Source organism: Micromonospora sp. NPDC093277 (assembly GCF_044765245.1).
GTDB lineage: Bacteria > Actinomycetota > Actinomycetes > Mycobacteriales > Micromonosporaceae > Micromonospora.
The window spans coordinates 1-23,841 of record NZ_JBIWJO010000021.1 but is presented as its reverse complement, the minus strand read 5'-3'; the positions used below and the strand labels follow the sequence as shown (position 1 = coordinate 23,841).

At 73.5% G+C, this 23,841-nt stretch carries 26 protein-coding genes; 11 read left to right on the top strand and 15 right to left on the bottom strand.

The annotated features are described in order from the left end of the window. Positions 1-3: 3 nt before the first annotated feature. Positions 4-894 carry an SDR family NAD(P)-dependent oxidoreductase gene (locus ACIRG9_RS29940; RefSeq protein WP_402863301.1) on the bottom strand — a complete coding sequence of 297 codons (891 nt, stop codon included), beginning with the start codon at positions 892-894 and terminating at the stop codon, positions 4-6. A gap of 115 nt (positions 895-1,009) precedes the next feature. Here ACIRG9_RS29940 and ACIRG9_RS29935 point away from each other — a divergent pair, with 115 nt between their 5' ends. Then, the gene (locus ACIRG9_RS29935) at positions 1,010-1,573 is read left to right on the top strand and encodes a DUF4190 domain-containing protein (RefSeq protein WP_402863298.1); all 564 of its coding nucleotides are present in this window, start codon (positions 1,010-1,012) and stop codon (positions 1,571-1,573) included. Between the two features lie 46 nt (positions 1,574-1,619). Here the strand turns inward: ACIRG9_RS29935 and ACIRG9_RS29930 are convergent, their stop codons facing one another. Further along, complete coding sequence (locus tag ACIRG9_RS29930; protein WP_402863295.1) at positions 1,620-2,576, bottom strand: HpcH/HpaI aldolase/citrate lyase family protein; 957 nt, start codon at positions 2,574-2,576, stop codon at positions 1,620-1,622. Positions 2,577-2,704: 128 nt separating this feature from the next. On the opposite strand from ACIRG9_RS29930, the gene ACIRG9_RS29925 reads away from it, so the two are divergent. Both ACIRG9_RS29925 and ACIRG9_RS29920 read left to right on the top strand, forming a co-directional pair. Next, positions 2,705-3,529 (top strand): SDR family NAD(P)-dependent oxidoreductase, encoded by an 825-nt coding sequence (locus ACIRG9_RS29925; protein WP_402863292.1) that lies wholly within the window; start codon positions 2,705-2,707, stop codon positions 3,527-3,529. A gap of 43 nt (positions 3,530-3,572) precedes the next feature. Next, complete coding sequence (locus ACIRG9_RS29920; protein ID WP_402863289.1) at positions 3,573-3,899, top strand: hypothetical protein; 327 nt, start codon at positions 3,573-3,575, stop codon at positions 3,897-3,899. A gap of 19 nt (positions 3,900-3,918) precedes the next feature. Here ACIRG9_RS29920 and ACIRG9_RS29915 read toward each other — a convergent pair whose 3' ends face one another. Both ACIRG9_RS29915 and ACIRG9_RS29910 read right to left on the bottom strand, forming a co-directional pair. Then, positions 3,919-6,132 carry an APC family permease gene (locus ACIRG9_RS29915; protein WP_402863286.1) on the bottom strand — a complete coding sequence of 738 codons (2,214 nt, stop codon included), beginning with the start codon at positions 6,130-6,132 and terminating at the stop codon, positions 3,919-3,921. An 89-nt stretch (positions 6,133-6,221) separates the two neighbouring features. Next, positions 6,222-7,187: a DMT family transporter gene (locus tag ACIRG9_RS29910; protein ID WP_402863283.1), complete on the bottom strand. Its 966-nt coding sequence runs from the start codon at positions 7,185-7,187 to the stop codon at positions 6,222-6,224. 98 nt (positions 7,188-7,285) lie between these two features. On the opposite strand from ACIRG9_RS29910, the gene ACIRG9_RS29905 reads away from it, so the two are divergent. Continuing rightward, entirely contained in the window at positions 7,286-8,026 is a 741-nt protein-coding gene (locus ACIRG9_RS29905) for an HAD family hydrolase (RefSeq protein ID WP_402863280.1), read from the top strand. 39 nt (positions 8,027-8,065) lie between these two features. Here the strand turns inward: ACIRG9_RS29905 and ACIRG9_RS29900 are convergent, their stop codons facing one another. Further along, positions 8,066-8,599: a hypothetical protein gene (locus ACIRG9_RS29900; RefSeq protein WP_402863435.1), complete on the bottom strand. Its 534-nt coding sequence runs from the start codon at positions 8,597-8,599 to the stop codon at positions 8,066-8,068. Between the two features lie 72 nt (positions 8,600-8,671). After that, positions 8,672-9,541: a PhzF family phenazine biosynthesis protein gene (locus ACIRG9_RS29895; RefSeq protein WP_402863278.1), complete on the bottom strand. Its 870-nt coding sequence runs from the start codon at positions 9,539-9,541 to the stop codon at positions 8,672-8,674. A 32-nt stretch (positions 9,542-9,573) separates the two neighbouring features. Here ACIRG9_RS29895 and ACIRG9_RS29890 point away from each other — a divergent pair, with 32 nt between their 5' ends. The 3 genes from ACIRG9_RS29890 (at position 9,574) to ACIRG9_RS29880 (ending at position 12,793) form a co-directional block, all read left to right on the top strand. Continuing rightward, a complete protein-coding gene (locus tag ACIRG9_RS29890) occupies positions 9,574-10,869 on the top strand; it encodes a magnesium transporter MgtE N-terminal domain-containing protein (RefSeq protein ID WP_402863275.1) in 1,296 nt (431 codons plus the stop codon). Beyond that, a complete protein-coding gene (locus tag ACIRG9_RS29885; protein WP_402863273.1) occupies positions 10,862-11,473 on the top strand; it encodes a DUF1003 domain-containing protein in 612 nt (203 codons plus the stop codon). The genes ACIRG9_RS29890 and ACIRG9_RS29885 overlap by 8 nt, the downstream gene beginning before the upstream one ends. Before the next feature lie 174 nt (positions 11,474-11,647). Next, a complete protein-coding gene (locus tag ACIRG9_RS29880) occupies positions 11,648-12,793 on the top strand; it encodes a P-loop NTPase (protein WP_402863270.1) in 1,146 nt (381 codons plus the stop codon). Between the two features lie 150 nt (positions 12,794-12,943). Here the strand turns inward: ACIRG9_RS29880 and ACIRG9_RS29875 are convergent, their stop codons facing one another. Continuing rightward, positions 12,944-13,372, bottom strand: coding sequence for a preprotein translocase subunit TatB (locus tag ACIRG9_RS29875; RefSeq protein ID WP_402863267.1), 429 nt, complete (start codon positions 13,370-13,372; stop codon positions 12,944-12,946). A gap of 72 nt (positions 13,373-13,444) precedes the next feature. Further along, positions 13,445-14,857, bottom strand: coding sequence for a S1C family serine protease (locus tag ACIRG9_RS29870; RefSeq protein WP_402863264.1), 1,413 nt, complete (start codon positions 14,855-14,857; stop codon positions 13,445-13,447). Between the two features lie 262 nt (positions 14,858-15,119). Between ACIRG9_RS29870 and ACIRG9_RS29865 the strand changes: the two genes are divergently transcribed. Continuing rightward, complete coding sequence (locus ACIRG9_RS29865) at positions 15,120-15,740, top strand: O-methyltransferase (protein ID WP_402863261.1); 621 nt, start codon at positions 15,120-15,122, stop codon at positions 15,738-15,740. Positions 15,741-15,793: 53 nt separating this feature from the next. Here ACIRG9_RS29865 and ACIRG9_RS29860 read toward each other — a convergent pair whose 3' ends face one another. Then, entirely contained in the window at positions 15,794-17,254 is a 1,461-nt protein-coding gene (locus tag ACIRG9_RS29860; RefSeq protein ID WP_402863258.1) for a leucyl aminopeptidase family protein, read from the bottom strand. A gap of 145 nt (positions 17,255-17,399) precedes the next feature. Next, positions 17,400-17,567, bottom strand: a complete 168-nt coding sequence (locus tag ACIRG9_RS29855; protein WP_013283866.1) for a DUF3117 domain-containing protein — start codon at positions 17,565-17,567, stop codon at positions 17,400-17,402. A 190-nt stretch (positions 17,568-17,757) separates the two neighbouring features. Between ACIRG9_RS29855 and ACIRG9_RS29850 the strand changes: the two genes are divergently transcribed. Both ACIRG9_RS29850 and ACIRG9_RS29845 read left to right on the top strand, forming a co-directional pair. Beyond that, positions 17,758-18,576, top strand: coding sequence for a PaaX family transcriptional regulator C-terminal domain-containing protein (locus ACIRG9_RS29850; RefSeq protein WP_402863255.1), 819 nt, complete (start codon positions 17,758-17,760; stop codon positions 18,574-18,576). Positions 18,577-18,579: 3 nt separating this feature from the next. After that, positions 18,580-19,371, top strand: coding sequence for an enoyl-CoA hydratase/isomerase family protein (locus ACIRG9_RS29845; protein WP_402863252.1), 792 nt, complete (start codon positions 18,580-18,582; stop codon positions 19,369-19,371). A gap of 208 nt (positions 19,372-19,579) precedes the next feature. Here ACIRG9_RS29845 and ACIRG9_RS29840 read toward each other — a convergent pair whose 3' ends face one another. The 4 genes from ACIRG9_RS29840 to ACIRG9_RS29825 all read right to left on the bottom strand — a co-directional run bounded on the left by ACIRG9_RS29840 (position 19,580) and on the right by ACIRG9_RS29825 (position 22,050). Next, positions 19,580-20,200 (bottom strand): hypothetical protein, encoded by a 621-nt coding sequence (locus tag ACIRG9_RS29840; RefSeq protein ID WP_402863249.1) that lies wholly within the window; start codon positions 20,198-20,200, stop codon positions 19,580-19,582. Positions 20,201-20,262: 62 nt separating this feature from the next. Continuing rightward, a complete protein-coding gene (locus tag ACIRG9_RS29835; RefSeq protein WP_402863246.1) occupies positions 20,263-20,847 on the bottom strand; it encodes a DNA-3-methyladenine glycosylase I in 585 nt (194 codons plus the stop codon). 40 nt (positions 20,848-20,887) lie between these two features. Continuing rightward, positions 20,888-21,382 carry an SRPBCC family protein gene (locus ACIRG9_RS29830; protein ID WP_402863243.1) on the bottom strand — a complete coding sequence of 165 codons (495 nt, stop codon included), beginning with the start codon at positions 21,380-21,382 and terminating at the stop codon, positions 20,888-20,890. Next, a complete protein-coding gene (locus ACIRG9_RS29825; RefSeq protein WP_402863240.1) occupies positions 21,379-22,050 on the bottom strand; it encodes a DivIVA domain-containing protein in 672 nt (223 codons plus the stop codon). Before ACIRG9_RS29825 ends, ACIRG9_RS29830 begins: the two co-directional genes overlap by 4 nt. Before the next feature lie 153 nt (positions 22,051-22,203). Between ACIRG9_RS29825 and folP the strand changes: the two genes are divergently transcribed. Next, positions 22,204-23,073, top strand: coding sequence for a dihydropteroate synthase (folP, locus tag ACIRG9_RS29820; RefSeq protein ID WP_402863238.1), 870 nt, complete (start codon positions 22,204-22,206; stop codon positions 23,071-23,073). On the opposite strand, the gene ndhC is transcribed toward folP, so the two are convergent. Then, positions 23,074-23,451 carry an NADH-quinone oxidoreductase subunit A gene (gene ndhC, locus ACIRG9_RS29815; protein ID WP_402863236.1) on the bottom strand — a complete coding sequence of 126 codons (378 nt, stop codon included), beginning with the start codon at positions 23,449-23,451 and terminating at the stop codon, positions 23,074-23,076. Positions 23,452-23,841: the final 390 nt, after the last annotated feature.

Sequence of the window (23,841 nt, the reverse complement as noted above, 5' to 3'; positions counted from 1 at the left end):
GCCTCAGCGGAACTGGGCCTCCCGGACACTGTTGCCGCCGTCGACCACCAGCATCTGCCCGGTGATGTACGAGGCGGCCGGCGAGCAGAGGAAGGCGATCGCGGCGGCCACCTCGTCGGGCGTGCCGGGCCGGCCGACCGGGGTGCCGAGCCCCTGCTTGATCTCCACGATGGTGGACGCCGCGGTGTGGATGATGCCGGGCGCGACCGCGTTCACCGTCACCCCGTCGGCGATCATCTCCATGGCCAGCGCCCGGGTCAGCCCCACCACGCCCGCCTTCGCCGCCGCGTACGCGGCCTCGGTGGGCAGCGCGTTGACCGGGCCCGCGGTGGCGGCCAGATTGACGATCCGCCCCCAGCCCCGCTCGGCCATCCCGCCGATGAACGCCCGGCTGCAGAGGAACGCGGTGGTCAGATTGCGGTCGATCTCGCCGCGCCACTCGTCGTAGCTGAGCTGGGCGACCGGCCGCAGCACCTCCGGACTCGCCCGGCTGGCCAGGCCCGCGTTGTTGACCAGCACCTCGACGTCGCCGACCTGCTCGGCCACCGCGTCGGCGAGCGCGCCCACCTCGGACTCGTCGGTGAGGTCGGCGACGAAGCCGGTCACCCCCAGCTCACCGGCGCGCTCGTGGATCCGCCGGGTGGTGGAGACGATCGCCACCCGGGCACCCAGGTCGGCGAGGCGACGCGCGGTCGCGTACCCGATGCCGTCGGGACTGCCCGCGCCGGTGACCAGCGCGACCCGGCCGTCCAGGCGCATGGTGACCGGCTCGCCGAGGGACGCCGGCTGGTCCTGGTCGACGGACCCTGCCGGGTGGCTGCCGCGGGTACGCCGCACCAGCCCCGGACGGCTCACGTTCCGTCGCGACCGACCGCCGCGCGCGTCAAAGGCCATGCCGAGATCCTGCCCGCTGTGGACGTTCCGGGCAACGCGGCACCCGAAAAGAGGGCTCTCGGTATTGCCCGGCACTGGCTACTCTGACCAAACCCGCACGTTCTGGAGATGACCGATGAGCTATCCCCCGCCGTCCGGTGGTTGGCAAGACCCGTACGCGCCCGGCCAGCAGTCGAGCCCGCCCGCCGATCCGACCCTGCCGATGGGCGCCAGCCCGATCCCGAGCCAGCCGACCTCGGCGGACCCGTACTCCGGCGCGCCCGCGGCCACCCCGTACGCCAACCCCGGCTACCCGCCCGCCGGCGACCCGTACGCGGGCGCGCCCGCGGCCACGCCGTACGCCGATCCCAACTACCAGGCGGCCGGCTACCCGCCGCCCGCCTACCCGGCGTACGTTCCCGCCAACGCGAAGAACAACACCATGGCGATCGTGGCGCTGGTGCTGGCACTGGTCGGCTTCGCCTCCTGCATCACCGCGCCGATCGGCGCGATCCTCGGCCACGTGGCACGCAAGCAGATCCGGGAGACGGGCGAGCAGGGCGAGGGGATGGCGAAGGCCGCCATCATCGTCGGCTGGATCCTCACCGGCCTGCTGGTGCTGGTGATCGCCTTCTACGTGGCGATAATCGTCTTCGCCATCGCCAACAGCGACAGCACCACCAGCACGTCCTCCTACTGAGGCGCGGTGCCGCCCCGGGTCCCGGGGCGGCACCGGCGGCCGCCGCTCACCGGCCGGGCGGCGTGAAGGACGAGGTACGCGCCATCCCGGCCGCGCGTCCCTTGGCCGCGATCACCAGGGCCATCTTGCGGGACGCCTCGTCGATCATCTCGTCGCCGAGCATCACCGCCCCGAGCTTCCCGCCCGCCTCCGAGGTGTACCAGTCGTACGCGTCGAGGATCAGTTCGGCGTGGTCGTAGTCGGCCTGCGCCGGCGAGTAGACCTCGTTGGCCGCGTCGATCTGGCCCGGGTGCAGCACCCACTTGCCGTCGAAGCCCAGCGCCGCCGAGCGCCTGGCCACCTCGCGGAACCCGTCCACGTCGCGGATCTGCAGGAACGGGCCGTCGATGGCCTGCTTGTCGTGCATCCGGGCGGCCATCAGGATGCGCATCAGGATGTAGTGGTAGGGGTCGCCCGGGTAGTCCGGGATCAGCGCGCCCACCGCCAGCGACCTCATGTTGATCGAGGCCATGAAGTCGGCCGGGCCGAAGATGATCGTCTCGACCCGGGGCGACGCGGCCGCGATCCCGTCCACGTTGACCAGCCCGGCGGCGTTCTCGATCTGCGCCTCGATGCCGATCCGGCCGACCTCCAGGCCGAGCGTCTTCTCGATCTGGGTGAGGGTCAGGTCCAGCCACTGCACCTGGGCGGCGTTCTGCACCTTCGGCAGCATGACGCAGTCCAGGTTGGCGCCGGCGCCCTCGACCACCTCGATCACGTCCCGGTACGTCCACGGCGTGGTCAGGTCGTTGACCCGGACCACCCTCGTCTTGCCGGTCCAGTCGCCCTCGTTCAACGCGGCGACGATGTTCCTGCGGGCGTCCGGCTTGGCCAACGGGGCGACCGCGTCCTCCAGATCGAGGAAGACCTGGTCCGCCGGGAGGCCCTGCGCCTTGCCGAGCATCTTGACGCTGGAGCCCGGTACCGCGAGGCAGGACCGGCGGGGGCGACCGACAGCGGCCATGGCTGGGCTCCTTCCAGCGTCCGACGGCACGCCGACGCCGACAAAGACGAAGATCCGTGAACCTAACGATCCCAAAGGGCGTTGTGACGCCACGGTAACCTCGTGCCGTGACCGGGGTGAATGGACCTGTGGAAGATCTCACTGACCGTCGGACCGTGGTGGTGACGGGCGCCAGCTCGGGCATCGGACTGGCCGCGGCGGTCGACCTGGCGGGCCGCGGCGACCGGGTGGTACTGGTCGGCCGGGACCCGGACCGGCTCCGGGACGCCGGGGAGCGGGTCCGCGACAGCTCCGGCGAGCAGCCCGAACTCTTCCGCGCCGACTTCGCCGTCCTGGACGACGTACGCCGGCTCGCCGAGCGGCTGCGCGCCGCGTACGACCGGATCGACGTGCTCGCCAACAACGCCGGCGGGATCGGGTTCCAGCCGGTCACCACCGTCGACGGCTTCGAGCTGAGCATCCAGGCCAACCACCTCGCCCCGTTCCTGCTCAGCCACCTGCTGCGGGACCGGATCGGCCGGATGGTGGTGACCGCCTCCGGAGCGCACCGCAGCGGCGCCCTCGACCCGGACGATCTGAACGCCACGCTGCGCGACTACCGGCCGTACCGGGCGTACGGCACCAGCAAGCAGGCGAACATCCTCTTCGCCGCCGAGGCGGCCCGGCGCTGGCCCGACGTGCCCTCGTACTCGTTCCACCCGGGCGTGGTGCGCACCCGGTTCGCCAGCGACAACCGGCTGATCGCCCTCGGCTTCCGGGTGCTGCCCTTCCGCAGCCCGGAGCGGGGTGCCGAGACCCTGGTCTGGCTGGCCAACCAGGACCCGTCCCGGCTGACCTCCGGCGGCTACTACCGCGACCGGAAGCCTCGCCGAACGTGGCCGAAGGCGGCCGATCCGGCGCTCGCCGCCCGCCTCTGGACGGCCAGCGCGAAGGCCGTCGGGATCGACGGCTGAGCGGGGTGGCGGCCCAACCCGGCCCGCTGCCAGACTTCCCGCCATGACGACGGGTGACCTGACCGGCATCGCCGGCACCGACCGGGCCGACGGCGCGACACTACGGCTGGTCGCCCTGGTCGACCTCGGCGCCGACCCCGAGGCCGGCCGGCGTTACGAGGACGCGGTGCTCGCCCTGCTGGGGCGGCACGGTGGGCGGCTGGAACGCCGGCTGCGGACCGGGGACGGGCGGACCGAGGTGCACGTGATCGGGTTCGCCACCCGGGCCGGCTACGACGGGTTCATGGCCGATCCGGACCGGGCCGCGCTCCGGGCCGAACTGGGTGACCGTGCCCCGACCACCCGGGTGCTGGAGGTCCACGACGTCTGACCGGCCCCTCCGCTGACCGTCACTCGGGCACGTGGACCGGGACGCTGGTGACCACCACGCCGGGCAGGGCCCGCAGTGCGGCGCGCAGCCGCTGCTCGGCCCGGCTGTGCAGGAACCGGTGCCAGCGGTGGCGCAGCACCACCTCCGGCACGATCACGGTGAGCGTCAGCTCCGGCCGCGAGGCGTGCAGCGCCTCCAGGTAGTGCGCGAGCGGCCCGATCACCGCCCGGTACGGCGACACGATGGTCTCCAGCCGCAGATGGTCGCCCCAGGCCCGCCACTGCTCCCGGAACCGGTCCGCCTCGGCGTCCTCGGGGGCGATGTGCACGGCCAGGGTCGGCTGGCCCAGCGACGCCGCGTACGCCAGGGCCCGCAGCGACGCCCGGTTCAGCCGGGCCATCGGCACGACCACCAGGTGGCGTACCTCCTGGGGCAGTTCCTCGCCCTCGACGGCCCCGCCGGGAGCGTGCGGCACGGGCGGTGCGGCCCCGCCGGGACCCTGCGGCACGGGCGGTGCGGCCCCGCCGGGCGGCGGCGGATGCAGGGCGAGGGCCTGATGGAAGCGGGCGTAGTGGCGGTGGATCCGGCTGGCGAGCAGCACCAGCAGCGGCACCGCGACCACCACGAGCCAGGCGCCCTCGGCGAACTTGCCGACCGCGGCGACCAGCAGCACCATCCCCGAGAGCGTGGCGCCGATCGCGTTGAGCACCAGCCGGCGCCGCCAGCCCCGGTCCCGGTGGCGGCGCCAGTGCACCACCATGCCGGCCTGCGAGAGCGTGAAGGCGAGGAAGACGCCGACGGCGTAGAGCGGGATCAGCGACGCGGTGTGCCCGCCGAACGCGACGAAGATGAGCGTCGCGGCGAGGGCCAGCGCGACCAGGCCGTTGTTGAACGACAGCCGGTCTCCCAGGTGCAGGAATCGGCGGGGTGCGTGGCCGTTGCGGGCCATGAAGAACAGCAGCCGGGGGAAGTCGTTGAAGGCGGTGTTCGCCGCCAGCAGCAGGATCAGCGCGGTGGAGGCCTGCAGGAACGCGTACCAGGGCCCGGTGGGGAAGGTGAGCCGGCCGAGCTGGGACAGGATGGTCTCGTTCGCCCGGGGTGCCAGGCCGTTCAGGTGGATCAGGCCGATCAGCCCGGCGAAGAGCACCACCAGCATGCTGACCATCCAGCTGAGCGTGGTGCGGGCGTTGCGCCACTCCCGGGGGCGGAACGCCGGGATCGCGTTCGACACGGCCTCGATGCCGGTCATCGACACCGCGCCCGAGGAGAACGCGCGCAGCACCAGCAGCAGGCCCAGCCCCTGGGTGGCCGCCACCGGGGGCGGCGGCGCCGGCGCGAAGCCCCGCCCCGCCGCCCGCGCGTAGCCGACCAGCAGCAGCGCGATGAGCGCCGCCACGAAGGCGTACGTGGGCAGCACGAAGATGTTGCCGGCGGTGCGCACCCCGCGCAGGTTCCCGGCGAGCAGCACGGCGATCACCAGCACCCCGATCAGCACGGTGGCCGACGTGAGCCGGGGTAACGCCGAGGTGATCGCGCTCACCCCCGCCGCGATGGACACCGACACGGTGAGCACGTAGTCGAGCATCAGGCCCGCCGCCGCGGTGAGCCCGGCTGTCGTGCCGAGGTTGTCCCCGGCCACGATGTACGACCCCGCGCCGTGCGGGTACGCCGGGACGGTCTGCCGGTACGACAGCCCCACGGCGATCATCAGCACCACCAGCACGGCGGCCAGCGGCAGGGAGAGCCCGAGCGCGCCGCCACCGGCCAGCACCAGCACGGCCAGCATCGCCTCCGGCCCGTACGCCACCGAGCTGAGCAGGTCGGAGGAGAGGATCGGCAGGGCGACGAGCTTCCGCATCCGCTCGTAGATCACGGCGGAGCTGGACAGCGGCGGGCCGAACAGGGCCCGGCGCAGCCGGGTGAGCGCCCGCCCGACCCGGGAGCCGGGCTCGTGGGCCGGCCCGGTCGCGCACAACTCACCCGGTTCCTCGACGGTGAACATGTCGATCGGGGTCAGCCGCCCGAACCGGCTCGGCGTCGGGCCGGTCGGGCGGCGGCCCAGGGCCGGGTCGACCGGAAGCTCGTCGGGGCGGCGAGGCGGCCGCCAACGCTCCCCGATCCGGCCCAGCGCCGCCCGCTCCTCGGGGCCAAGCGGCGGGAACTCGGCCGAGGGCGTGACCAGCGTCCCTCGGTCCGGCTCAGCGTCACGCGGCTGCTTCGCTCCCGTCCCCACCCTCCGCACTTTCACGGAAAGCGGGCCGCCTGGAGGCCGAATCGCCACACTTTCCGGAAAAGAGCGACCCCGAACGGGTTGGCGGCGACTCAGTCGGCGAGCGGGGCGGCGTCGGCGGGGACGGGGACCGGTTCGGTACGGCGGCCGGCCCGGGCGCCGCCGAGGACGACGACGGCGACGCCGGCCAGCAGCAGGGCCAGCCCGGGCAGGGCGAGCGGGCGGGGCAACTGGCCGAGCCAGACCCAGGCGATCAGGGCCGCGCCCGGAGCCTCCAACAGGATCAGCACGCTGATCGTGGTGGCGGAGACCCGGTGCAGGGCGTAGTTGAACATCGAGTGGCCGAGCAGTTGGGCACCGGCCACCAGGCCGAGGATCGCCCACCAGGTGGCGGGGGCCCAGCCGTGCAGGGGCACCCCGCCGACCAGGCAGACCACCAGCAGGACCGCCGCGCAGACGCCGTAGCAGATGGTGGTGTAGGTGGTGGTGCTGATGGTGGCCCGGGCACGCTCGCCGAGGGCGGTGTAGATCGCGGCGAACAGGCCACCCACGATGGCGAGCAGGTCGCCGGTGAAGGCCCGGCCGGAGGCGGTGAAGTCGGCGCCGGTGGCCAGCACCGCGCCGAGCACCGCCACCCCGATCCCCGCCCAGACCGCCACCGGCAGCCGCCGCCCCTGCCTGCGGGCGATCAGCCCCTGCCACACCGGCTGGGTGGCACCGAGCGCGGTGGCCGCGGCGACGGTGGTGAGCTGCGTGCTCGGCATCCAGGTGGCGAAGTGGGCGGCCAGCGCCACCCCGGACACCACGCAGTACAGCCCCTCGCGCCGGCCGGCGCCGACCGTCAGCGCCCGGACCTCGGCCCGCCGCCCGGCGAGTGAGAGCGGACCGAGTACGGCGGCCGAGAGCAGGTTCCGCCAGAAGGCGACGGCGAGGGCCGGCGCGGCGGCGAACGCGACCAGCGGGGCCGACGACGAGACGGCGGCGACGGCCAGCACGAGCGCGCCGAGGGTCAGCGCGTCGAGCGGCGGGCGGTACGGACCGGAGGACACGGTGAGCAATCCTCACACGAACAGCGGACACCACGGACGGTCAGCGCTCCGTTACGATCATGCCCATCCCGGCGATCCCTCCCCTATACGCCCGGAGGCACTCCGTCATGTCCAACTACCAGGCGGTGCTGTTCGACTTCTTCGGCACACTCACCCGCGGCGTCCAGCGCGGTGCCGCCCACCAGGCCGTCGCGGAGCAGCTCGGCTGCCCACCCGACACCCTGATCGAGGTGCTCGACCGCAGCTACTACCAGCGCGCCAGCGGCCGGCTCGGCAGCGCCGAGGCGACCCTGCGCTGGGTCTGTGACCAGGCCGGCGTCCATCCCTCCGAGCGGGCCGTACGCGCCGCGGTCGCCTCCCGCCACCAGGCGATACGCGCCGACACCCGGCTGCGCGACGAGGCGGTGCCGGTGCTGTCCACGCTGCGCCACCGGGGCGTACGCACCGGGCTGATCAGCGACTGCACCCACGAGCTGCCGGACTTCCTGCCCCAACTGGCGGTCGCCCCGCTGCTCGACGTACACGTCTTCTCGGTGCAGGCGGGTTGCTGCAAGCCCGATCCGGCCCTCTACTGGGCCGCCTGCAGCCGGCTCGGCCTCGCCCCGGCCGACTGCCTCTACGTCGGTGACGGGGGCAGCCAGGAGCTCACCGGCGCGGAACAGGCCGGCATGACGGCAGTCCGGCTGGCCGCCCCGGATCTGGCCGACCACATGGTGTTCAACGCCGACCGGTCATGGCACGGCCCCGCGCTGACCTCGCTGGCCGAGGTGCCCAACCTGCTCGACCCGCCCCTCGCCCCGTCCCCGGTTTACGTGCAAGGAAGGGCCCCTTCTCAACGCCTCCGGTAGCAAAGGGAATCCTTCTCACGCTGCCGGCTGGCGGGGCGCTCAGCGGCGGCGGACCTTGTGCAGGCGGAACGGGCGGCGGGTGGCCCGGACCACCGGGGTCTCCCGGGGCCGCTCGGCCTGCGAGTCGGCCGGCAGGTCGCCGCCGGCCTCGGGGGTGCCCGCCGGGGTGAGCCGGGTCAGCGCGCACCCCTCGACGGCCCAGCGTCGCACCAGGTCGGCGGCGGGGCCGGGCGCGTTGAGCCGCTTCGTGGCGACCAGTGGCGCGGCCGCGTCCCACTCCTCGGTCCCCGGGCGCAGCCGGGTCACCCGGGCCGGCCAGGTGACGATCCGGCCGCCGTGGTCGCCGCGCAGGGTCACCTCCGCCGCGTCCGTGTCGGCGAGCCCGGGAGCGGACTGCTCGCCCGGGCCGCTGACCACCAGCAGCGCGCCGTCGAGCGGCAGGCACCACAACGCGAAAGCGGGCCCACCGCCCACCGACACCCACGCCACCGCGGCCTTCTTGACCGCCTCGTCCACCAGCGGCGTGGTGACCCGCTCGTCCACCTCTTCGCTCACCTCGGCATCCTCCCGCATCCCCGCCGGCTCGCCGGTCAACAGGGGCCCCTGCGCTACCGCAGGCGTTAGGAAGGGCCCCTTCCTTACCGCTCAGCCCACGAAGGGCGGGACGGCGATCTCGCCGCGGGCGACCGGCATCACCTGACCGGCGACCGTGGCACCGACCGCCACCCCACCGGCCGCGGTCACCGTGCAGGCCAGCTCGGACGGCCGGTTGATCTCGATGCCCTGGCGCACCAGGTACTCCGCTCGGCCCTCGCCGGGCAGCAGACCGCTGGCGACCAGCCAGACGCCGAGGCCGAGGGCGGCCGATCCGGTCGCCGGGTCCTCCGGCACGCCGAGGCCCGGCACGAAGACCCGGGCGTGCGCGGTACGGGTGCCGGCGTCCCAGGAGAAGACGCTGACGTGCTCCACGCCGTACCGCTCGGCCGCGGCCGGGTTCATCCGGGCGCGGGCCACCGCGTCGGGGCGTACCGGAAGGTAAGGGAACTCCAGGCCGCAGCCGGCGACCCGGGGTGCCGGCCCGGCGTGGTCGGCGGCGGTGAGGCCGGCCATCTCCAGCAGCGGCTCCGGGTCGAGTTCGGGGCTGAGGGTGGGCGTCCCGCCGGTGAGAGTCGCCGCCGTCCCGCTCACCTCGATCGGCAGCACCCCCGCGCCGCACTCCTGGGTGACCGTGCCCGCGTCGAACATGCCGCGCCGGCTGGCGGTCACCGCGGCGCCGACGCTGGGATGCCCGGCGAACGGCAGTTCCGCGGCCGGGGTGAAGATCCGCGCCCGGTACGTCGCGCCGACCTGGGTCGGCGGCAGCACGAACACCGTCTCCGACAGGTTGAACTCCAGCGCGAGCGCCTGCATCTGTTCGGTGGCAAGCCCTTCCGCGCCGAACACCACGGCCAGCGGGTTGCCGGTGAACGGGCGGTCGGTGAAGACGTCCACGATCTCGTAGGCCAAGGTCGACATGTTGATAAACACTAGGCCCTTAGGCTGGTGCCGTGAGCACGCCGAACCGGGTCTACATCGCGCGACTCGCCGGAGTCGCCGTCTTCGACCCGAACGGCGACCAGGTGGGCCGGGTCCGCGACGCGGTCGCCCGGATGCGACACAACCAGCGCCCGCCCGAGGTGGTGGGGCTGGTCGCCGAGATGCCGATGCGGCGGCGCATCTTCCTCTCCATCAACCGGATCACGTCGATCGACCCGGACGCCGTCGTGCTCGGCAGCGGCACCCTCAACCTGCGCCGGTTCTCCAAGCGCCCCAACGAGCTGCTCGTGCTGGCGGAGCTGCTGGACCGCCGGGTCCAGCTGGAGGACGGGCCGTCCGGCTCGGTGGTCGACGTGGCCATGGAGTGCGGCCGCACCGGCGAGTGGACGCTGACCCGGGTCGCCGTCCGCGAACAGACCGGCCGGCTCGCCCGCCGCGGCCACCTCCACCAGGTCGAGTGGGACCGGGTCCGCGGCTTCGGCGGGATCGACGGGATCGGCGACACCCGGGGTACGGCCAACCTGCTGGCGGTGCTGGAGGACATGCGCCCGGCCGACCTGGCCAACGCGTTGCAGGATCTGCCCGACGCCCGGCGCAACGAGGTGGCGGCGGCGCTGGACGACGAGCGTCTCGCCGACGTGCTCAGCGAGCTGCCCGAGCGGGACCAGGTGGAGATCCTGGCCGCGCTGGACCGGGAACGCGCCGCGGACGTGCTGGAGGAGATGGACCCGGACGACGCCGCCGATCTGCTCAACGAGCTGCCGCCGCCCGAGCAGGACGTGCTGCTCGACCTCATGGAGCCGGACGAGGCCGACCCGGTACGCCAGCTGCTCCGTTACGCCTCGGGCACCGCCGGCAGCGTGATGACCTCCGAGCCGGTGATCCTGCCGCCGGACGCCACGGTGGCCGAGGCGTTGGCCCGCATCCGGGAGCCGCAGCTCTCCCCCGCGGTGGCGGCGCAGGTCTTCGTGGCCCGCTCTCCGCTGACCACGCCGACCGGGCGCTACCTGGGCATGGTCCACTTCCAGCGGCTGCTCCGCGAGCCCCCGGCCGACCTGCTGGGCGGGGTGGTGGTCAACGACATCGACCCGCTCCGCCCGACCAGCCCGCTGCCCGAGATCACCCGCCGGATGGCCACCTACGACCTGGTCGCCATGCCCGTGGTGGACCGGAACAACCGGCTGGTCGGCGCGGTGACGGTGGACGACGTGCTGGACCACTCGCTGCCGCCCGACTGGCGGGACCGGGACGCCGTACGCGCCGCGTCCGCCGCCGCCGCGGAGCAGATAGGTGGGACCGATGGTTGACCGACGCCGCGCCGAGCGGCTGGACCAGCCGCACGTTCCCCGGGGTCTGCGACTGCCCCGGGTCGACAAGGAGACCTTCGGCCGGTGGGCCGAGGGGATCGCCCGGAGCATGGGCACGGCGCTCTTCATCGTCTACATGACGCTGGTCCTCGGCGCGTGGTTCGCCTGGAACACCCTCGCCCCCGGGGGCGTGCGCTTCGACCCGTACACCTTCACGTTCCTCACTCTGGTGCTCTCCATCCAGGCGTCGTACGCGGCGCCGCTGATCCTGCTCGCGCAGAACCGGCAGTCGGACCGGGACCGCGTCGCGCTGGAGGAGGACCGGCGGCGGGCGACGATGCAGAAGGCCGACACGGAGTATCTGGCCCGGGAGATCGCCGCGCTGCGCATCGCGATGGGCGAGGTGGCCACCCGGGACTTTCTCCGGTCGGAGCTGGCCCGGCTGGCCGAGGAGCTGGACGAGGCGGCGCAGCGCCGGCAGCGGCGGGAACGCCGGCAGCAGGGGCGGGAGGTGGCCCGGCGGCCGGGCGGCGGCGAACCGCTCGACGAACCCCGTGACGACCTGGACGGCGACCACCCCCGCAACCGGCCCGCCGAGGGCTGAAGGAACGGGAGGCATTGAACGCCGCGCGCCTCAAGGGGCCAGGCGGGCGGCGTTCGACTCGATCGTCCCACTTCCCGGCGTGACCCGTCCACCCCTCGGTCGGCGCCATCGAATCGCTCACACCGGCCCCCGCCAGCGGCGACCGCCGATGACCAGCGACGTAGCATTGCGGGCATGTCAGCACCCGTCAGCACCGTCTCCGAGGCGGTTCAGGCCGCCCTGGCAACCGTCAACGACCCGGAGATCCGTCGGCCGATCACCGAACTCGGCATGGTCCGTTCCGCCGAGATCGGCGACGACGGCGTCGTCCTGGTCGAGTTGCTGCTCACCGTGGCCGGCTGCCCGCTGAAGGACAAGCTGCGTACCGACATCACCGCCGCTGTCGGCGCGGTGCCCGGCGTGACCGGCGTCGAGATCGAGTTCGGCGTGATGAGCCCGGAGCAGCGCCAGCAGTTGCAGTCCAAGCTGCGCGGCGGCGCCACCGCCGAGCCGGTCGTCCCGTTCGCCCAGCCCGGCTCCCGCACCCGGGTGTACGCGGTCGCCAGCGGCAAGGGCGGCGTCGGCAAGTCGAGCGTCACGGTCAACCTGGCCGCCGCGCTGGCTGCCCGTGGCCTGTCGGTCGGCGTGGTCGACGCGGACATCTACGGCCACTCGGTGCCCCGGATGCTCGGCGCCGAGGGCGCCCCGACCCGGGTCGAGGACATGATCATGCCGCCGCAGGCGCACGGCGTGAAGGTCATCTCGATCGGCATGTTCACTCCGGGCAACACGGCCGTCGTCTGGCGCGGCCCGATGCTGCACCGGGCCCTGCAGCAGTTCCTCGCCGACGTCTACTGGGGCGACCTGGACGTGCTCCTGCTGGACCTGCCCCCGGGCACCGGCGACATCGCGATCTCGGTGGCCCAGCTCCTGCCGAACGCGGAGATCCTGGTCGTCACCACCCCGCAGGCTGCCGCCGCCGAGGTGGCCGAGCGGGCCGGCGCGATCGCGCTGCAGACCCACCAGCAGGTGGTCGGCGTCATCGAGAACATGTCCTGGCTGGAGCTGCCGGACGGCTCGCGGATGGAGGTCTTCGGGGCCGGCGGCGGTGCGGCGGTCGCCGAGTCGCTGACCCGGACCATCGGCGCGCAGGTGCCGGTGCTGGGTCAGATCCCGCTGGACACCCGGGTCCGCGAGGGCGGGGACGCCGGCACCCCGATCGTGCTGGCCGAGCCGGACGCCCCGGCCGCCCGGGCGCTGGCCCGGGTCGCCGACCGCCTCGCGGTCCGCCGTGAGTCCCTGCTCGGTAAGCCCCTGGGCCTCAAGCCCTCCGGGCGCTGATCCGACGCCCTGTTGCGCTGACCGGCCCTCCTCGGCCCTGGCCGAGGAGGGCCGACTTCGTTGATCAGGAGGTCGTCACCGACCGGATCGGCGTGTCGCGACAACAACCTCATGATCAACCCTCCGACCCTGTGGGTGGGGAGGGGTGGGTCAGGTGATGTCGTCGTAGCTGGCGCGGGGGGCGGGGGTGGACGACGGGGTGCCGCCGGTCGCGGTGGTCGGGCGGGTGTCGTTGGTACGCAGATCCGCCGCCTTGGCGACGCCCTTCAGCTCCTCGTGCACACCGGTGACGTCCGAGCGCAGATCGTCGTACATGCTCTGCAGCGGCTTCCGGATGGCCTGCTCGTCCTCCTCGCTGAGCAGGTGCTTACGGATGAACGCCTTCGGGTGCAGGTCCTCCAGCTGGATGTCGGTGCCCAACTCCCGGCTCAGATCGCCGGTGGCGTTGCGGGCCATGGCCCGCAGGTTGCGGACCATCCGGAGACCGTCGCTGATCACTGCGGGCAGCCGGTCTCCGAAGATCAGCAGCGCCAGGAGCAGCAGCGCGCCGATCTCCCACCAGTTCAGGTTCTCGAACACTCCGGCCTCCTCGTGCGCGTCAGGGCAAGACTACGCACGACACCGGGCCGACCGGGAGGGGGCAACCGCTGCTCACTTCGCATCTGCGGCGAGCGTCACCGAAGCGTTCTGCCGGGTCGAACCACGCCGGTACTCCACCGCCACCACCGAGCCGGGGGCGTACTTGCGGACCAGCGCCACCAGGTCGGCGGGCTCGGTCAGCGGATGCCCGTCCAGCCTCAGCACCACGTCGCCGGCCTTCAGCCCGGCCGCGGCGGCCGGGCCGGACGGCTCCACCGCGTTGAGACGTACGCCACCGCTGGTCACGCCGGTGCCGCCCACCTGGGCGCCGATCACCGTACGCCGCGCCTTGCCGGTGCCGATGATGTCCTGGGTGACCCGCTTGGCCTGGTTGATCGGGATGGCGAAGGCGAGCCCGATGTTGCCGGCCTCCTGCCCGTCGGCGACCAGCGACTTGATCGTGGAGTTCACCCCGACCACCCGGCCTCCGCCGTCGACCAGCGGGCCACCGGAGTTGCCGTGGTTGACCGCCGCGTCGGTCTGGATCGCCGCGTAGTAGCGCGTCGGGCCGCCCGGCTCACCGGCCTGCATGGTCCGGTCCAGGGCGCTGACGATGCCGGCGGTGACGGTGTTCGCCAGCGAGAGCGGCGAGCCGATGGCGAGCACCGGGTCGCCGACGGCCAGCCCGTCCGAGTCGCCGAACTCCACCGGCGTCAGCCCGGTACGCGACGCCTTGATCACCGCGATGTCGGACTCCGGATCCTGGCCGACCACCGTGGCCGGCGCCGAGCTGCCGTCGTTGAAGATCACCGTGGCCTTGCCGCTGCCGCCGGAGACCACGTGGTCGTTGGTGACGATGTGCCCGTCGCTGCTCACCACGAAGCCCGAGCCCTCGCTGATGCCGCCCAGGCTGGCCATCCGGATGGTCACCACGCTGGGCAGCACCTTCTCGGCGACACCGGCCAGTGACTCGGGCTTGCGCTGGGCGAGCGCGGGCGCCTGCCCTGACTCCGCGCCGAGGCGGGGCACGGCCGTGCCGCCACGCAGGAAGGCGTACGTCAGGGCGCTGCCGAGCGAGCCGGCGAGCAGGGCCGTGATCAGCGAGATCAGCACGACCTGCCGCAGCACGGGTCGGCTCGGCACGTCCGGGTCGCTGACCGGTTCGGGCTCGCTGGCGGGGTCGACCGGGGCGGCGGGGACCACCACCGCGGCGGGCGCGTACGGATCGCGCCACGGGTCGGCGAGCGCGTCGGACCACCAGGGTGAGCTCGTGCCGCCTCCGGCGCCCTGAGGGCCCTGGGACGGACTTCCGGGCCACGTCGTGCCGCCACCTCCGGTGCCCGGTAGGCCCTGGGACGGATTCCCGGGCCACGTCGTGCCGCCACCTCCGGTGCCCGGTAGGCCCTGAGTCGGGTTTCCGGGCGCCGGCCCTGCCGCCGGTGCCGGGTACCCGCCGGGCTGGCGCCCGTCCCAGCCGTCGGTCACGTCGGTGCCTCCCAGTCCGTCCCGCGATTCCCGCGCCGGGGCCGGCGGAGCCGACCGACCGTGACGCACGGGACACCGTCCAGGATTACACGGATGCCCCGAATGGAGTCAGGGGTTGCCCGCCGTGATCGTCATCGGGGGCCGACTGGCGGCTGCGCCCGTCGCAGCCCGCCTCTAGGCTCGTATCCGCAAACCCGCCCCTCGCACCACTCCCGCCGCCCGGAGGTGTCCCATCGCCACGGTCGCCAATGCCGGCAACTCGATGGCCCAGGTGCTCCACTTCACCGAGTCGTACGTCACCGAGGATCTCGTGCTGCGCACTGCCCGAAGTCTCTCCCACGAGGTGGGGGTGGACGCGGTGACGCCGGGAGCCGGGGCGGCGCTGCGGCTGCTCGCCGCCGCCGGCAACGCCCGGGCGGTGGTGGAGATCGGCACCGGCACCGGGGTCAGCGGTGTCTGGCTGCTGCGCGGCATGCGCCCCGACGGGGTACTCACCACCATCGACGTGGAGGTGGAGCACCAGCGGATCGCCCGCCGGCTCTTCGTGGAGGCGGGCTTCCCGTCGGGACGTACCCGGATCATCACGGGCCGGGCCCTCGACGTGCTGCCGCGGCTCGCGGACGGCGCCTACGACCTGGTCTTCGTCGACGCGGAGGCAGCCGGCTTCAGCGCCTGCGTGGAGGCCGCCCTGCGGCTGCTGCGGCCCGGCGGGGTGCTGGCGCTGAACGGCGTCCTCGCCGGCGGCCGGATCGGCGACCCGGCCGCGCGCGACGTCGAGACGGTCACCGTCCGGGAGGCCATCAAGGCGGTCCGGGAGTCGGAGCACTGGGTGCCCGCGCTGCTGCCGGTCGGGCACGGCCTGCTCGCCGCCGTGAAGCTCTGACCCGCCGCCGGCCCGGCGCCCAGGCATGCCAGGCGCCGGGTCCGGACGCCCGGTCAGCCCAGCGTCGCCAGCCAGCGCAGCAGCCCGCGTACGCCCCAGCCGGTGGCGCCCCGGGTCAGCTCGGCGTGCACGTCGTCGGACCAGGAGGGGGCGGACATGTCCACATGCACCCAGCGGTCGCGCAGGTCGCCGGTGAACTCGCGGAGGAAGAGCGCGGCCACCACCGAGCCGGCGCCCCGGTCCGGAGAGCTGTGCAGGTCCGCCAGCTCGCTGCCCAGGTACTCGACGTAGTCGGCGGGCAGCGGCATCCGCCAGGCTCGCTCACCGGCCGCCGCGATCGCGGTCAGCAGGTCGGTCGCGAGCTGGTCGTTCTCGCTGTAGAGGGCGCCGTGCCGCTTGCCGAGCGCGACCGCGTTGGCACCGGTGAGCGTGGCCAGGTCGACCAGCAGGTCGGGCTTGAGTTCGCGTGCCGCGTACGCCATGGCGTCGGCGAGCACGAGCCGGCCTTCCGCGTCCGAGTTGGTGGTCTCGCTGGTCAGTCCGCCGTAGTGGCGGACGATGTCGCCGGGGCGGAACGCCGAGCCGCTGACCATGTTCTCGGCCAGCGGCGCGAGCGTGGTGACCCGCACCGGCAGCCCCAGCGCGGCGGCGCCCAGGGTCGCGGCGACCACCGCGGCGGCGCCGGCCATGTCCTTGCGCATCAGCTTCATCGCCGGCACCGGCTTGATCGAGATGCCACCGGTGTCGAAGGTGATCCCCTTGCCGACCAGCACCACGTGGGTACACGCGTCGGCCGGTCGCCAGTCCAGCTCGACCAGGCGGGGTCCGCTGGCCGAGCCGCCGCCGACGGCCACGATGCCGCCGAAGCCCTCGGCCGCGAGTTCGGCCGGCTCGCGTACCCGCAGGTGCAGGTCGGGGTGACCGGCCGCGGCGGCCTCGATCTGGGCGGCGAACCAGGCCGGGTTCTTGGTCGACGAGGGGGTGTTGGTGAGGTCGCGGGCCAACCGGGTCATCTCGGCGGTGGTCCGGGCCGCCGCCAGGATCGGGGCGAGGGCCTCCGGGTCGGCCGCCACGACGTCGACCTCGGCCAGCGCGGGCGCCTCGCCGGCCTCGGTCAGCCGGAACCGGTACGACCCCAACAGCAGGCCCTCGACCAGGCCACGCAGCGCCGGTTCGCCGTCGGCCGGCAGCCCCACAGTGATGTGCGTCTCATTCTTGGCGGCGCGTGCCAACGCCGCGCCCGCGCTCCGCCACGCGTGTTCGTCGCCCGCGCCGACGCCGAGCAGAACCAGTCGTGACGGCGCACCGCCGGGGCGCAGGTGTTCCCGGGCCTCGCCGGCATCGCCGGTCAGCCGGGCGGCGGGAAGCAGCGCGGTGGCCTCGGCCCGGATCTCGTCGGCCGGCGGCCAGGCGGTCGGGACCAGGGTGGCCGGGGCGTCCGGCCCTTCGGGACGAACGGGCAGGACAAGGGTGTCGAGCCGTACCGGCTCGCGCACCAGACGAATGGCCAGCACGCTGGACCGTACCTCCGAAAGTTCTCAGAGCGGGACTATTCGCCGCTCGTGGGCCGGCAAAGTCCCTGAGCCACCGGGTTCCACCCGGTGGCTCAGGGACGGACGAACCGTTCACGCGACACGTGCCGCGCGGACCGTTCCGCAATCAGCCGGCGGCCGCCTTCAGCGCGTCACCCAGCGCGGTGGCCTCGTCGGGAGTCATCTCGACGACGAGCCGGCCACCACCCTCCAGCGGGACCCGCATAACGATGCCCCGGCCCTCCTTGGTGACTTCCAGCGGACCGTCGCCCGTCCGCGGCTTCATCGCCGCCATGTTGTCTCCCCTCAGACCTACACCAGGGTCGGTGGGTTGCCCCACAGCCACTTCGCCATAGCCACCCGCAACCACAACGGGGGCGTCGACCAACGATTTTCCCTGATGAACACCGCCGGACCCAAACCGAAGCAGCATTGATGTAACAGCACCTAGCATATCTTGGATATGCCTGTCACAATGTGCGGTCATGCAGGCACGGTCGGCACTCTTCGACCTGTACGGCGACCACCTTCGGGCCAGGGGTGGGCGGGCACCGGTCGCCGCCCTGGTCAAGCTGCTGGCGCCGTTGGGGATCGCTCCACCGGCGGTACGCACCGCAGTATCCCGGATGGTCCGGCAGGGCTGGCTCGAACCACTCCGGCTCGCCTCCGGGCCGGGATATTCGATCACACCCAAAGCCGCCCGCCGACTCGACGAGGCGGCGGCCCGGATCTACCGCACCGGCCGGCACAGCTGGGACGGCCGGTTCGACCTGCTCGTGCTGGACGCCCCCGCCTCCCGACGGGACCGGCAACGGCTCGCCGCCAACCTGACCTTCCTCGGTTACGGCACGCTCGACGACTGCACCTGGGTGGCCACCCGGCCGGGTGAGGACGTGGACACCCTGCTCGCCGAGGCGGGCGTGCACTACGAGCGGTTCACCGCCGCCCACGCCGCCGGCACCCCCGGCGCCATGGCGGTGGTCCGCCGCGCCTGGGACCTGGCCGAGATCGGCCGGGCGTACGAGCGGTTCGTCACCGAGCAGAAGCCCCTCCTGTCCGGCGTCACCGTACGCAGCACCGACGAGGACGCGTACGCGGCCCGATTCCGGCTCGTGCACGCGTGGCGTACCTTCCTCTTCCAGGACCCGCAGTTGCCCCCGGCGCTGCTCCCCGAGCGCTGGTCGGGCGCCAGCGCGGCCAGCTTCTTCGACCGGCACGCGACCCGGCTGAGGCCGGCCGCCGACCGGTACGTCGAGCTGTGCCTCGACAACAACAACCGCCCCGCCCGACAGAAGGGTCGTTAGAACGTGACCGAGCCGCTGCTCGTCGACCGCACCGACGCTGTCGTCACCCTGACGCTGAACCGCCCGACGGCGATGAACTCGCTCGACGTCCCGCTCAAGGAGGCGCTCCGCGACACCCTGGCCGAGCTGGAGACCGACCGGTCCTGCCGGGCCGTCGTGCTGGCCGGCGCGGGCGGCTCGTTCAGCACCGGGCAGGACCTGCGGGAGCACGTGCAGACCCTCGAATCCGCCGACGGCGATCCGCTGGCCACCGTGCGCGCCCACTACAACCCGATCGCCGCCCGGCTGGCCAACCTGCCCAAGCCGGTGATCGCCGCCGTGCGGGGCATGGCCGCCGGGGCGGGCGCCTCGCTGGCGTTCCTCGCCGACTTCCGGGTCGGCGGCCCGAAGACGAGGTTCCTGATGGCCTTCGCCGGAGTCGGGCTCGCCGCCGACACCGGCGCCTCCTGGACGCTGCCCCGGCTGGTCGGCCACGCCAAGGCCGTCGAGCTGCTGATGCTCGCCGAGCCGGTGGGCGCCGAGGAGGCCAGCCGGCTCGGCCTGCTCACCAAGCTGGTGGACGACGACGAGCAGGTGCTGCCGACCGCGCAGGAGCTGGCCGCCCGGCTCGCCGCCGGCCCGACCGTCGCGTACGGGACGATCAAGCGGCAGCTCTCCATCGCCGACGCCGGCACCCTCGCCGACGCCCTCGCCGCCGAGGCGCAGGCGCAGGCGATCTGTGGTGCCACCGCCGACCACAAGGCGGCCACCATGGCCTTCGTCAACAAGCAGAAGCCCACCTTCGCCGGCCACTGACCGCACACCGCCGTCCGCCCCGCCCCGCCACGTCCACTCGCCCGCCCGCTCGGCCCGTCCGCTCGCCCAAGATCCGCACAACTTCATGGAAACGGTGGGCATTTCGGCGCGAATAGCCACTGTTTCCAGGAAACAGGGGCCGAACTGGCGCCCCACGGCGGCGCGGCGGCAGTGCGGCGAGACGGCGGGGCGGCGGGGCGAGGTGGGGTCAGTCGTCTTCTTCCGGGTCCTGGTTGGCCTCGGCACCGAGCACGAAAGCCTGCATGGCCAGCTCGTCGCCGGTTGGCGAGACGAAGGCGGGCAGCTCCCGGGGGCCCAGCTCCTGCACATACGACCAGAAGATCCGGACCGCCTCGGCGGGCGAGGCCGCCTCGATCGGCAGGTCGAGGCTGACCAGCCAGGACCGGCGGGCCTGGGGCGGGCCGAGCCGGTCGGCCAGCTCCCGCCAGACCGCCGGGTCGAGCCCGGTCACCGGCCCGTCGAGGGCCAGCCCGTCGACCGGCACCGGCTCGTCGAGCGCCCGACGGGTGTACGACACCACGAGCGCCCCGGACGCAGGATCGGACTGCGGATCGTCCGGATCCTCCCGGGTCTCCGCGGTGGCCAGGGCCACCCGGCCGAGGGCCACCAGCCGCAGCGGATCCTCGACCAGCACCGCGACCAGGTCACCCGGCCGGGGCCTGACACCGTCGTCCAGCCCGGTCAGCTCCAGCGTGTCGTGGTGCACCAGCCGCTCGGCCTCGTACCGCTCGGCGGGCAGCAGCACCGCCCAGGCACCGGGTGTGGCGTCCTCGATCGTCTCGCTCGTCCGGAGCTCGGTGTCGGTCATGTTGCAATCCCATCACGCCCGGCCGGCGCCGGTCCTGGCACGTCCGCCGGGCGCCGCTCGGGTCACGCCCGCGCCGGCTCGGCACCGACGTGGCACTCGACGAGGTGGTCGTCCACCATGCCGGTGGCCTGCATCAGCGCGTACGCGGTGGTGGGGCCGACGAACCGGAAGCCGCGCTTCTTGAGGGCCTTGGCCAGCGCGGTGGACTCCGGGGTGAGTGCCGGCACCTCGGCGAACGACCGCGGCCGGGCCGGCCGGGGTGGCGGCGCGTACGACCAGAGCAGCGCGGAGAGGCCGTCGGGCAGTTCCAGGGCGGCCCGGGCGTTGGCGACGGCCGCCTCGATCTTGGCCCGGTTGCGCACGATCCCGGCGTCGGCGAGCAGCCGGGCGACGTCGTCCTCGCCGTAGCCGGCGACCTTCTCGATCCGGAACTCGTCGAAGGCGAGCCGGAACGCCGGACGCTTGCGCAGGATGGTCAGCCAGGAGAGGCCGGACTGGAACGCCTCCAGGGTCAGCCGCTCGTAGAGCGCGTCGTCGCCGCGCAGCGGCCGGCCCCACTCCCGGTCGTGGTAGACGGCATAGTCCGGAGTGCTCGCTCCCCAGGCGCAGCGGGGCAGCCCGTCGGCGCCGATCACCAGGTCAGTCACGCCGTACACGGTAGGTCAACCCACCGACACCGCCCACCGGTCAGGGGAGCCGACCCTGCTCCACCAGCCGGGCGAACCTCTTCAACGCCTGGGTGAGGCCGATCTTCGAGCCCGGCCAGAGCACCGGCCGGGTCACCCGGCCGGCGGCCCCGCCGGGCAGGTGGAACCATTCGTGCCACACGACCTGGGTCCGGTCCCGTTCGACCGGGGTGCAGCGCAGCACGCCGGGGCCGCGCAGCAGCTTGCCGCAGTGCACCACCCCGACCTCGTACGGGGCGTCCACCCGGACCACCCGCATCTCGTCCCGCAGCACGGCCGGGCCGAGCGTGGTGACCGCCTCGACCAGGCTCCCCTCGCCGCCGTCCCCCTCGACCACCCGGACGGTGGTGAGCGGGATCCAGTCGGACTGCCGCTCCCAGGCGGTCAGCGCGGCGAAGACCCGTTCGGCGCGCGCGTTGACGATCACCGTCGCGGTGACCTCCCCGGCGCCGGGCTGGGCCGCCTCGGCGAAGCCGTCGCCCGGCGGGCCGGTCACGCCGTCTCCGACCGGACCACCCCGCCACGCTCCCGCTCGTCCTCGGCGTCGGCATCGTCGGCGGCGGCCTGCTCGCCGGTGGACTCGGTGGCCGGCGGGCGCAGGGCCACCGGCCGTCCGGCCGGCTCCTGGTCGGCGGGCGCGGCGATCGGGGCCAGCGGTCCGGCCGGCGCCGGCACGTCCGTGGCGGGCGCGGTCTCGTCCTCGACGGCGGCCGCGGCCGGCGCGGCGGCCACCCCGGCCTCGGCGGCTGAACCGTCGGCGTCCGCGGTGGTGCCGTCGGCCGGGGCTTGGGCGGCGGGATCCTTCCCGACGGCCTCCTCCCGGGTACGGCGCAGCGCGTCGGCCTCCTCGGTCCGCCCTTCGCGGAGCGCGGCGACCTCGGCCTCCAGCACGCCGATCAGCTCGGACTTGTAGCCGATGTCGTACGCGGCGCGCCGCATCGCCTGGTCGACCTGAGCCATCCGGTAGCCGCGCAGCGCGGTGTCGAAACGCGCCTCGGCGACGTCCCCCTCCTGCAGGGGACGGCCGCCCGGGAGGGGCACCGCCCGCCCGTCCGGCTCGGTGGGCGCCAGCCCCGGATCCCGTCCGGACACCAGCACGGTCACTCCGAACATCACTGCCGCGACGGTCAGCGCGACGACCAAGATGAGCAGAACCTGACTCATGGAGAGATCGTGGCACGTGCGCCCGGGATCGGGCGAGCCCTCCCGGTGCTCCGAATAAGTTTCGATGCCCCGCCGTACCGCGCGGGCCGGCCCGGGCGGGACCGGATAGCGTCGGGGGCGGCCGGCGGACGACCGGGGAATCAGGAGGCGGTCATGGCCGGTGCGCTGCGGCTCGGTGGGCGGACGTTCGCCCCGGGTGAGCTGGTGGTGATGGCGATCGTCAACCGCACGCCGGACTCGTTCTTCGACCGGGGTGCCACCTTCGCCCCGGACAGCGCGCTGCGCGCGGTGGAGCGGGCGGTGGCCGAGGGCGCGGAGATCATCGACATCGGCGGGGTGAAGGCCGGGCCGGGCGACGAGGTGGACGTGGCCGAGGAGATCGGCCGGACGGTGGACACCATCGCCGCGGTCCGGGCCGCCTTCCCCGACGTGGTCATCTCGATCGACACCTGGCGCGCCGAGGTGGCGGTGGAGGCCGTGGCGGCCGGCGCCGACCTGCTCAACGACACGTGGTCGGGGGCGGATCCCGCGCTGGCCCGGGTCGCCGCGCAGACCGGCGCCGGGCTGGTCTGCTCGCACGCGGGTGGACTCGCCCCGCGGACCCGGCCGCACCGGGCCGCGTTCGACGACGTGGTGGCCGACGTGGTCACGACGGTGTCCGGGCTCGCCGAGCGGGCGGTCGCGCTCGGGGTACGCCCGGACGGGATCCTGATCGACCCGGCGCACGACTTCGGCAAGAACACCCGGCACTCGCTGGAGATCACCCGGCGGCTGGCCGAACTCACCGGCACCGGGTGGCCGCTGCTCGTCGCCCTGTCGAACAAGGACTTCATCGGCGAGACGCTGGACCTACCGGTGTCGGACCGGCTGGAGGGGACGCTGGCCGCCACCGCCGTGTCGGCCTGGCTGGGTGCCCGGGTGTTCCGCGCCCACCAGGTCCGCGAGACCCGGCGGGTGCTGGACATGGTGGCGTCGATCAGGGGAGACCGGCCGCCGGCCCTGACCCGCCGGGGCCTGGCCTGATCAGGTCCAGCGGAGGATGTTCTTGCGCGAGGCGTAGAGGATGCCGAGCGCCACCACGGCGACGAAGATCGCCATCTCCACCACGGTGGTCACGCCGAACCCGGGCCGGTCGAAGATCAGCGCCCATGGGAAGAGGAAGACCGCCTCCACCGCGAAGAGCACGTAGAGGTACGCGTAGACGTAGTACCGGATCTGCATCTGCGCCCAGTCGCCGCCGACCGGGTCGAGACCGCACTCGTAGCTGGCCCGCTTCCCCCAGGGTTCGGCGGGACGGCCAGGACGCAACACCCGGTTTGCCGAGAACGCCGTGACGAAGAAGAGCACGGCGGCGAGCAGCAGGAGACCGAGCGTGGCGTACGAGCCGAGGTAACCGGTCACGGTCGGCAGCCTACCGGTCCGGCCAGCGGTGATGTGAATTACGAGCAGCGGCACCAAACCGCGCAAATCCACGCATACAGTAGCCTGATCGGGTCCCATACGTCGGACCTCAGCCAATGTTGCCCTAACGGGCCGACGTAGGCTCTGACGTGAGAAATGGAGCGGGCCGGGCCCGGGGACGGACGGCCGGCGGCAACAGCGCGTCTAGGAGGGCACGTGGCCGGGCAAGGCGGGGTCACCATCATTTTCAGCCGCCCGTGCGACGGCGCCGAGCGAAGCGAGGTGCGGGCGTGACCAAGCAGATCCGTCAGTTGGACCGGGTGGTGATCCGGTTTGCTGGTGACTCGGGTGATGGTATGCAGCTGACGGGTGATCGGTTCACGTCGGAGA